The organism is Chrysiogenia bacterium, assembly GCA_020434085.1.
In the GTDB taxonomy this organism is placed as follows: domain Bacteria; phylum JAGRBM01; class JAGRBM01; order JAGRBM01; family JAGRBM01; genus JAGRBM01.
In genome coordinates this window covers 1-7,911 of sequence record JAGRBM010000124.1, presented here as the reverse complement: position 1 = coordinate 7,911, position 7,911 = coordinate 1, and the positions used below count along the sequence as shown (strand labels likewise).

Genomic DNA, 7,911 nt, shown 5'->3' with positions numbered 1-7,911 from the left:
TCGTGCGTCTGGCCCGGACGCAGTACCACGCACTTGCGCGACCAGTCCGCGAGTATTCCCGGCATCCAGGGCAGCGGCCCCTTGTCATAGCTGGTGAGTTGAATGTAGCGCCCGCGCCGTTCGGCGGGCGGATAGAGAAAGTCCACGCGCGTCCCTCCCCGCAAAGGATGGGACAAGTGTGAACAGCACTCAGGACCGGTGCAACCCGGTCGCACTCAGGCGGGAAGCGGGATGTTGATGCGCTCGATGCCCCGGGCCTTGCCGGTTTCTTCATCGATATCGACGATGGCGCCGCAAAGGCGCACGTCGTTCTTGGCGCACTCGTAGCGACTGGGCATACCGGTCAGGAAGCGCCGGAGCGAGGCTTCCTTCTTCATGCCGATGACCGAGTCGTAGGGGCCGGTCATGCCGGCGTCGGTGAGGTAGGCGGTGCCGCCGGGCAGCACGCGCTCGTCGGCGGTCTGCACGTGGGTATGGGTTCCCACGACGAAAGAAACACGCCCGTCGAGGTAGTGGCCCATGGCCTGTTTTTCACTGCTGGCCTCGGCGTGCACGTCGACGAGGATGCAGTTGGTTTCCTGGCGCAGTTCTTCCACGGCGGCGTCGATGGCCTTCCACGGGGATTCCAGCGAGATGCCCATGAACACCGTGCCCATCACATTGGCCACGCCGAGCTTGGTGCCGCCGGGGCTCTGCACAATGGCCGTGCCGCGGCCGGGCACGTCGGGGTAGTTGATCGGACGCAGTAGCAGCTCGGCGCCGTCGATGTAGTCGAAGATTTCCTTCATGTCCCAGATGTGGTTGCCGCTGGTGAGCAGGTCGGCGCCCGAATCGAGGAGCTCGTGGTAGTGCTCGCGCGTGAGGCCGTGGCCCGAGGAGGCGTTCTCGCAGTTCACCACGGTGATGTCCACCTGGCGGTCGCGGATCACACCGGGCAACAGATCGCGCAGTGCGCGGCGTCCGGGTTTTCCGACAATGTCTCCAACAAACAGGAGCTTCACGATGACTTCCTCTCAGTTCCCCTGCAAAACCGGGCCGGGGGCACCTTGCTGGATGCGCCCCGGCCCGCCCGTGTTCTTACGTATACCGCTTTGCGATCAGCGGGCGAAATCCACCGCACGGGTCTCGCGCAGCACCGTCACCTTGATCTGTCCCGGATAGGTCATGTCCTGCTCGATCTTGCGGGCAATGTCCTTCGAGAGCATGTAGGCGGCATCGTCGCTGAGCTTGTCGTTGCTGACGATGACGCGCAGCTCGCGACCGGCCTGGATGGCGTAGGTCTGTTCCACGCCGGGGAAGGCGTTGGCGATGCGCTCGAGATCCTCAAGACGCTTCACGTAGTTCTCGAACATCTCGCGACGAACGCCAGGGCGCGCCGCCGAGAGGGCGTCGGCCGCCTGCGTGAGCGCGGCCCACAGCGATGGCGGATCGTCCTCGTGGTGACCGGCAACGGCGACCACGACGTCGTTCTTCTCACCGTACTTGCGGGCCAGGTCGCCGCCGATGTAGGCGTGCGGGCCTTCGACTTCGTGGTCGACGGCCTTGCCGATGTCGTGAAGAAGACCGCAGCGGCGGGCCTTCATGCGATCCAGACCCAGCTCGTCGGCCATGATGGACTCGAAGTAGGCGCACTCAAGCGAGTGAACCAGGTTGTTCTGGGCAAACGAGTAGCGATACTTCAACGTGCCGATGAGCTTGAGGATCTCCGGGTGGATGTCCTGGATGCCCACGTCCATGGCGGCCTGCTCGCCGACGGTCTTGATCTCGCGGGCCACTTCTTTTTCGACCTTGCCCACGATTTCCTCGATGCGCGCGGGATGGATGCGTCCGTCCTCGATCAGGCGAAGGAGCGAAACGCGCGCAATCTCCCGGCGCAGCGGGTTGAAGCCGCTGATCACGATGGTCTCGGGCGTGTCGTCGATGATGAAGTCCATGCCCGTGGCGGCCTGCAGGGCGCGGATGTTGCGCCCCTCGCGGCCGATGATCTTGCCCTTGATGTCGTCGCTGGGAATCTGGATGACGCTGACCGCGCGCTCGACGGTAAAATCACCGGCCCAGCGCTGGATCGCCGTGGCCATGATCTTCTTGGCCTGCATCTCGGCCTTTTCCTTGGCCTCGTCCTCGATCTGCTTGCACATGCGGGCGGCTTCGAGCTTGGCATCGTTCTCGATATTCTTGATCAGCTCGACCTTGGCGTCCTCGGCCGAGAGGCCGGCGGCACGCTCGAGCTGGTCGCGCGCGCGGGCCACCAGTTCGTTCCAGCTCGTCTCCTGCTGGGTGACGCGGTCGCGCATCTCCTCGATCTCGCGCTCGCGACGCTCGCGCTCGGTCTCGATGCGCTCGGCGCGCTTTTCGATCTCGGCGGCGGTCTGATCGACCTCTTTGCTTCGATCCTCGATGTTCTTCACGCGCGCCTTGAGGCTCTGCTCCTTGGCGGCGATTTCCTTGAGGCGATCCTCGGCCTCTTCCTCGCTCTGGCGCAGGGCATCCTTGCGGATCTGCGCGGCCTTCTTGTCCGCATTGCGGGCGATTCGGCGGGCCTTCTCCTGCGCTTCGTCAAGAAGCTCCTCGGCCTGCCGTTCGGCCTCTTTCAGTGCATTTTTGCTGCGCTTCAAGAACAGCGCCGCACCCAGGCCCAGCCCCCCGGCAAGACCTCCGACCAGAAAAATGATTGCGTTCGTATCCATTGGTTTCGTTTCTCTCCTCAGTTGCTCTTCGTGCAGTGAAGGTGGCGCGCCTCAGTGATGAGTTCCCGCAGGGGAACGTCCCGCTCGTCGACGGGCACCTCCTCCACCAGTTGAAAGTCGTGACAAAAACCGACCGCGAGAACGCCCGGGCGAAGGCCCGAGAGCGCGCGGTCGTAATATCCTTTTCCATAGCCCAGCCGGTTGCCGTCCCCGTCGAAGGCCACGCCGGGGGTGACCACGAAGTCGAGCTGCTCGCTCGAAAGGGTCGGCGCCTCGGCCGGGGGTTCGAGTATCGAGAGCGTGCCGGGGTTGAGCTGCGCCAGGTCGGTGACCTCGTGAAAGGCCATTGCGCCCGCGCGCACCCGGGGAAGCGCCACCCGGCCCTTGCCGGCGAGGATTTCCCGCAGCAGGTGCGAAGTGTCGATTTCGCTGCCGAAGCTCACGAAGGCAGCCACCATGGGGGCGGCCTCGAATTCAGGGTGAGAGAGCACCCGCCCGGCCGCCGCCTTGCCGTTGGCGACAATGGTCTCGTCCGAGAGGTGGGAGCGCCGCTCAAGCATACGCCCGCGCAGCTCAGCCTTGCGCCGGGCGATCAAGCTTTGTTGTGGCTGTGGTGCGACCACGAGCCCCCCTCGGAACCGGCGACCCCGGACAAAAAACTGCCGGGGCGGCCTCAGCCGCAGGAGCTCAAACGCGTGTCGGCTTCACGGAAGTGAAGCTGCCTGAAAGGAAACTGGAGGGATTTGCCCTAACCCTAAATCCGCAGCAGCGGCACCGCCGCTTGCGAAGAAGGGGAACGCCGACGCGCAGGTGGGCCCAGATCGCGTGTGCGACCCTGGCGCCCGCGGGCGAGCGGCGAGTGGGAACGGGGACGTGCGCGCACGAGCTCGCGGCGCGGCTGTGCCCCCATGAGCTGCAGATAGGCCACCTGGGCAACTACCGCAGCGATCAAAATCCATCCAATGGCGACCAGAAAACTCATCCGGTTGGGATTCCTTTTTCCTTCCAGGTGCGTGGCCTCCCAAGGGGGCGGCCTCTTGCAAGCACCTGCGAGGCTTCAAATATTCTCGATACTTAGTGTAGCCTGCCCGGCTTCTCGCGAGCAAGACGAAGCGCGTCAATCAGTGGGCAACCGGGACGAAATCGACCCAAATTGAGGCAAAAACGGAAAGAAAAAGGCCGGTTTCCCGAAGAAAACCGGCCCAAGCGCTTCCACCGCGCTGAAGCTCGCAGTTTTGCGGCTGCGTATCAGCCGGAAGCAAAATCAGGAATGGTCCCGCAAACGCCGTGAAACGCGTGTGAAGCGTTGAACCCTTCGCTTGAGAAGGTGGGCGCCGTATCGAAGCACTTTGGGTCTCTGTTAGACCCCGCCGGCGCTGGCGCTACCTTGGTAGGAATCGCCGACCGACGTGGTGTGTCCCGCCGCAGCTTCGAGAGACAGCTCCCTGTTCAACCATCAAAGGTTCAAACATTTCGGTGCGTTATAAGCACGCACGTCGCAGGGGTCCGTTCCCACGGATTGCAGAATAGCACACAGGGCAAGAGCCGGAACGGTAAAATTCGCCCCGGAAGCGCCTCAGCATGGGCAACTGATTGATTTCAGAAGGATTTGGGAAATGCGTTGGGCGCCGCTCAGGCGTCCAGGTGTTCGTCGAGCTTGGCCAGCAGGGCGGTGGTCTGGGAGGCGGCCTCTTCGCGGCACTCGGAAAGATCCCGCCGGGCAGCGATCAGTTCCCCGGCCAGGTTCAGCGCGGCCAGCAGCACGGCGTCGTTGGTCCCCGGCGCCGCGGGTGAGGCCTTGGCCCGCTGGATCTCTGCCGAAAGCAGCTCCGCCGCCTCGCGCGCGAGTTCCTCGCCGTTGTCGGTGCGAAGTCGCAGGTCGCGGCCCGCCACGCGGACAGAAACGACACCGGCGGGAACTTCTTCTTTTCGTGCGGGTTCACTCATCGGCTTCGCCCACTTCGCCTTCCAGGCGCTGCAGTTCTTCGAGAAGATGGTCCATGCGGCCGCGCAGTTCTTCGCGCTCCTGTTCGAACCTGGTGACTTCGCCGCGCAGCTTCTCGACTTCGCTTTTCATCTGCGCGCGTTCGGACTTCAAGGATACCAACTGCTTGAGCAGCGTGTCCACTCTGGTCTCAATCTGGTTCCATTGTGCGAGCATTTACGCGGAGGCCTCCCCTGAAAGCCCAAGGCGGAGGCGAGCCTATCGCTGCGTGCGGCGCACAGTCAAGCGGGACGCGGGATTGCCAGCCATGTTTTTGTTGGTCAGCATTGTAAGCAGGCGGTGAAAGGAGTCTTTTTGGCCGACCGCATCCGCGCTTTTATTCGACCCGGCACGCTGTTGTGGTGCGCCGTGGTTTGTTCCCTGGCTCTTCTCGTCGGTTTGCCGCGCACCCCCGGGCGCGCGCGGGCCCAGCCGCCCGCCGCCGGCGTGCGCGCCGCAGGGCTCTACCGCCATGCTACGTGGGCCAAATACCAGTGGTTTGCCGGGGCGCAGACCAGTTATTCCAAAACAAAATCACCCTATATCGACAAGCCCGCAGCGATTCCCGATGCGATGCGCGCGGACTTTGTGAAGACCATGGCGGAGAACGGGGTCGGCACGATCTTTTTCTTCGTCGGCTCGCTCAAGGAAGGCGGCGAAATTCCACTGTGGCCGGTGACCGAGTTGAGTCCCTGGCACGGACAGGAAGCGCCCATCCGCCGCATGCAGCGCGAGTTGCAAAAGGCCGCCCCGGGAACGCGGACGCTGGCCTGGATCGGTGGGCGCCACAAGGGCCACGAGCGCGGCCACATCGACCTGGCCGATCCGGCCACCCGTGCTGGTATTGCCGCCCTCTCGCGCAGGCTCACCGGCCCGGAATTCGGTTTTGACGGGGTCCATCTGAATATCGAGCCCACCCTGGAGCGCGACGAGCACCTGCTGGCGCTTCTCGACGACGTCTCAAAGGCCCTGCCCAAGGGCAAGATCCTCTCCTTCGCGGGGACGATGGTGCTGCCCTACGTGGCCTCCCTGCCCAAGCTGCGCGACCGGTTCTGGTCGGAGGGCTACCTCAAGGAAGTGGCCGCCCGCGTCGATCAGATGGCCTTTATGACCTACGACACGGCGATTACCTCACCCGCGGTGTTCCAGTGGTTCCTGGCCCTGCAGGCGCGCACGCTGCTCTCGCTGAGCGTGGAGGCCAATCCCGAGATCGAGCTGTTTCTGGGGGTTCCCAGCTACCGCGAGGAATCCCAGTTCCACAACTCGGACATCGAGAATGTCGGCACTGCCGTTGACGCCCTCTCGGCGGCGCTGCCGGAGATCGGGTCGGGCCGCGCCAACCTGAGCGGGCTGGCGGTGTATGCGTCCTGGACGACCAGCGAAACTGACTGGCGCGTCATCAGGGAGCGTTTCCCCGTGCAGAGCCCCTGAGGGCCCCCGCACTTCACCGACCCTGCAAGTTCTTTGCGCACGGCCCCGGGTGGGGTAGATTGTCCCGGCCAACAAAACCCCCGGTGATGGGGCCAAGGACACAAAAGAGATGATTGAATCACTCGTTCGCTGGATTGCAGTCCAGTGGATTCTTTTCAAGTACGGATTCATCGGCCTGCTCGACAAGCTCGGCCTGCGCAAGCTCTGGTACAGCCTGACCGGGCGCAGCGATGAGTATCTGAAGATGACGGCGCCGGTGTGGCTGCGCATGGCGTTCGAGGACCTGGGCCCGACCTACATCAAGCTCGCCCAGATCATCGCCTCCAGCGAGGGGCTCTTCCCCAAGGAATACTCCGAAGAGTTCCGCAAGTGCCTGGACCGGGTGCCTTCTTTCGGGTTCCCCCATGTCGAGCGCACCCTGCTCGAGGAATTCGGTCGTCCCTATACCGAAGTCTTCAAGTCCCTCGACCCCGTTCCCATCGCCGCAGCCAGCATCGCGCAGGTGCATTTTGCAACGCTGCAGGACGGTCGCGAAGTCGTGGTAAAGGTCCAGCGCCCGCACATCGAACCGCGGATGCGCTCGGACATGAAGATCATGATGTTCTTCGCAAAGATCATCCAGAAGATCGTACCCAACATGGACCTGGCCAACCCCGTCGGCATCATCGAGGACTTCCAGCTCACGCTGTTCGAAGAACTCGACTTCCAGCTCGAAGGCCGGAACATGGACCAGTTCAACGAGATCATGAAATTCGCCGGCAACGAGAATGTCGTCGCGCCAATCGTCGACTGGGACTACACGAACAAGCGAATCCTGACCATGGAACGATTCCGCGGCTGGCGCGTCGATGACACCCAGGGGGTGCTCGACAGCCCCTACGATGCCGAGGACATGCTCGTGCGCGGCGTGCGCGGCTGGTTCCAGTGCGTCGTGCTCCACGGCTTCTTCCACGGCGATGTGCACGCGGGCAACCTGATGCTGCTCGACGAGGGCAAGATCGGCTTCCTCGACTTCGGCATCATCGGCCGCTTCAATGAAAAGCAGAAGGGGATGGTCACCGAGTACATCCTGGCCTTCCAGACCGGCAATTTCCGCAAGCTGGCGCAGGTGCTGGTTGAGATGGGCTCGGTCGAAGGCGGCGAGATCGACATGGAAGCATTTACCGCCGATCTCCAGAAGACCTACACCCCGTGGCTCGACAAATCCTTTGCCGATCTCAAGATCAAGGATCTCATGCCCGAAGTGCTGCGCGTGTCGGTCAAGCATCGCATGCGCCTGCCGCGTGAGTTCATCCTGATTACCAAGCAGCTCCTCTACTTTGATCGCTACGCCAAGGCGCTGGCGCCGAACCTCAACATCTTCAATGATCCGCGTCTGGTGAAGGGTCTGGGCGAAGACCTCGTCATGCTCTCGCAGATGAAGGCCAGCGGCGATTCGATCAAGGATCTGGTCGCGGACTCCCGTCCGGCCGAAGCCTGATCCAGCGACCAGCTCTACAAAAAAGGCCGGCGAAATGCCGGCCTTTTTCTTTGTGGGCTGGTCGATATTTGCCCAAAGTTGTCATTCTGAACGTAGCGAAGAATCCCATGGAAACGGCGTGAACGCTATTCTTCGGGGCGCTTCGCATCCCTCAGAACGACAGGTTCACTCGAAGAGTTGAGAACAAGAGTGCGCCGTTACACCGCAGGCTGCGCGCCCTGCCCCTGCCAGGGGTTGGAGAAGAAGTCGTTGAGCAGCCGGTTCAGCACGTTGGTCCCCAGATACTCATAGGGGACGTAGACCATTCCGGAACGCCCATCGAGCTCGCG

The 7,911-nt window shown here is 62.9% G+C and carries 8 protein-coding genes; 2 read left to right on the top strand and 6 right to left on the bottom strand.

Translation table 11 applies throughout. The annotated features are described in order from the left end of the window. Positions 1-215: 215 nt before the first annotated feature. The 6 genes from KDH09_04130 to KDH09_04105 all read right to left on the bottom strand — a co-directional run bounded on the left by KDH09_04130 (position 216) and on the right by KDH09_04105 (position 4,848). Positions 216-1,001, bottom strand: a complete 786-nt coding sequence (locus KDH09_04130; protein ID MCB0218858.1) for a TIGR00282 family metallophosphoesterase — start codon at positions 999-1,001, stop codon at positions 216-218. A 96-nt stretch (positions 1,002-1,097) separates the two neighbouring features. Further along, positions 1,098-2,687, bottom strand: coding sequence for a ribonuclease Y (gene rny / locus KDH09_04125; GenBank protein ID MCB0218857.1), 1,590 nt, complete (start codon positions 2,685-2,687; stop codon positions 1,098-1,100). Positions 2,688-2,704: 17 nt separating this feature from the next. Beyond that, the gene (locus tag KDH09_04120; protein MCB0218856.1) at positions 2,705-3,310 is read right to left on the bottom strand and encodes a 5-formyltetrahydrofolate cyclo-ligase; all 606 of its coding nucleotides are present in this window, start codon (positions 3,308-3,310) and stop codon (positions 2,705-2,707) included. A 131-nt stretch (positions 3,311-3,441) separates the two neighbouring features. Beyond that, complete coding sequence (locus KDH09_04115) at positions 3,442-3,669, bottom strand: hypothetical protein (GenBank protein ID MCB0218855.1); 228 nt, start codon at positions 3,667-3,669, stop codon at positions 3,442-3,444. A 650-nt stretch (positions 3,670-4,319) separates the two neighbouring features. After that, positions 4,320-4,634, bottom strand: a complete 315-nt coding sequence (zapA, locus tag KDH09_04110; protein MCB0218854.1) for a cell division protein ZapA — start codon at positions 4,632-4,634, stop codon at positions 4,320-4,322. Then, the gene (locus KDH09_04105; protein MCB0218853.1) at positions 4,627-4,848 is read right to left on the bottom strand and encodes a hypothetical protein; all 222 of its coding nucleotides are present in this window, start codon (positions 4,846-4,848) and stop codon (positions 4,627-4,629) included. Before KDH09_04105 ends, zapA begins: the two co-directional genes overlap by 8 nt. Before the next feature lie 138 nt (positions 4,849-4,986). Between KDH09_04105 and KDH09_04100 the strand changes: the two genes are divergently transcribed. Beyond that, positions 4,987-6,102 (top strand): hypothetical protein, encoded by a 1,116-nt coding sequence (locus KDH09_04100; protein ID MCB0218852.1) that lies wholly within the window; start codon positions 4,987-4,989, stop codon positions 6,100-6,102. Positions 6,103-6,211: 109 nt separating this feature from the next. Beyond that, the gene (locus tag KDH09_04095; protein MCB0218851.1) at positions 6,212-7,582 is read left to right on the top strand and encodes an AarF/ABC1/UbiB kinase family protein; all 1,371 of its coding nucleotides are present in this window, start codon (positions 6,212-6,214) and stop codon (positions 7,580-7,582) included. Positions 7,583-7,911 lie beyond the last annotated feature (329 nt).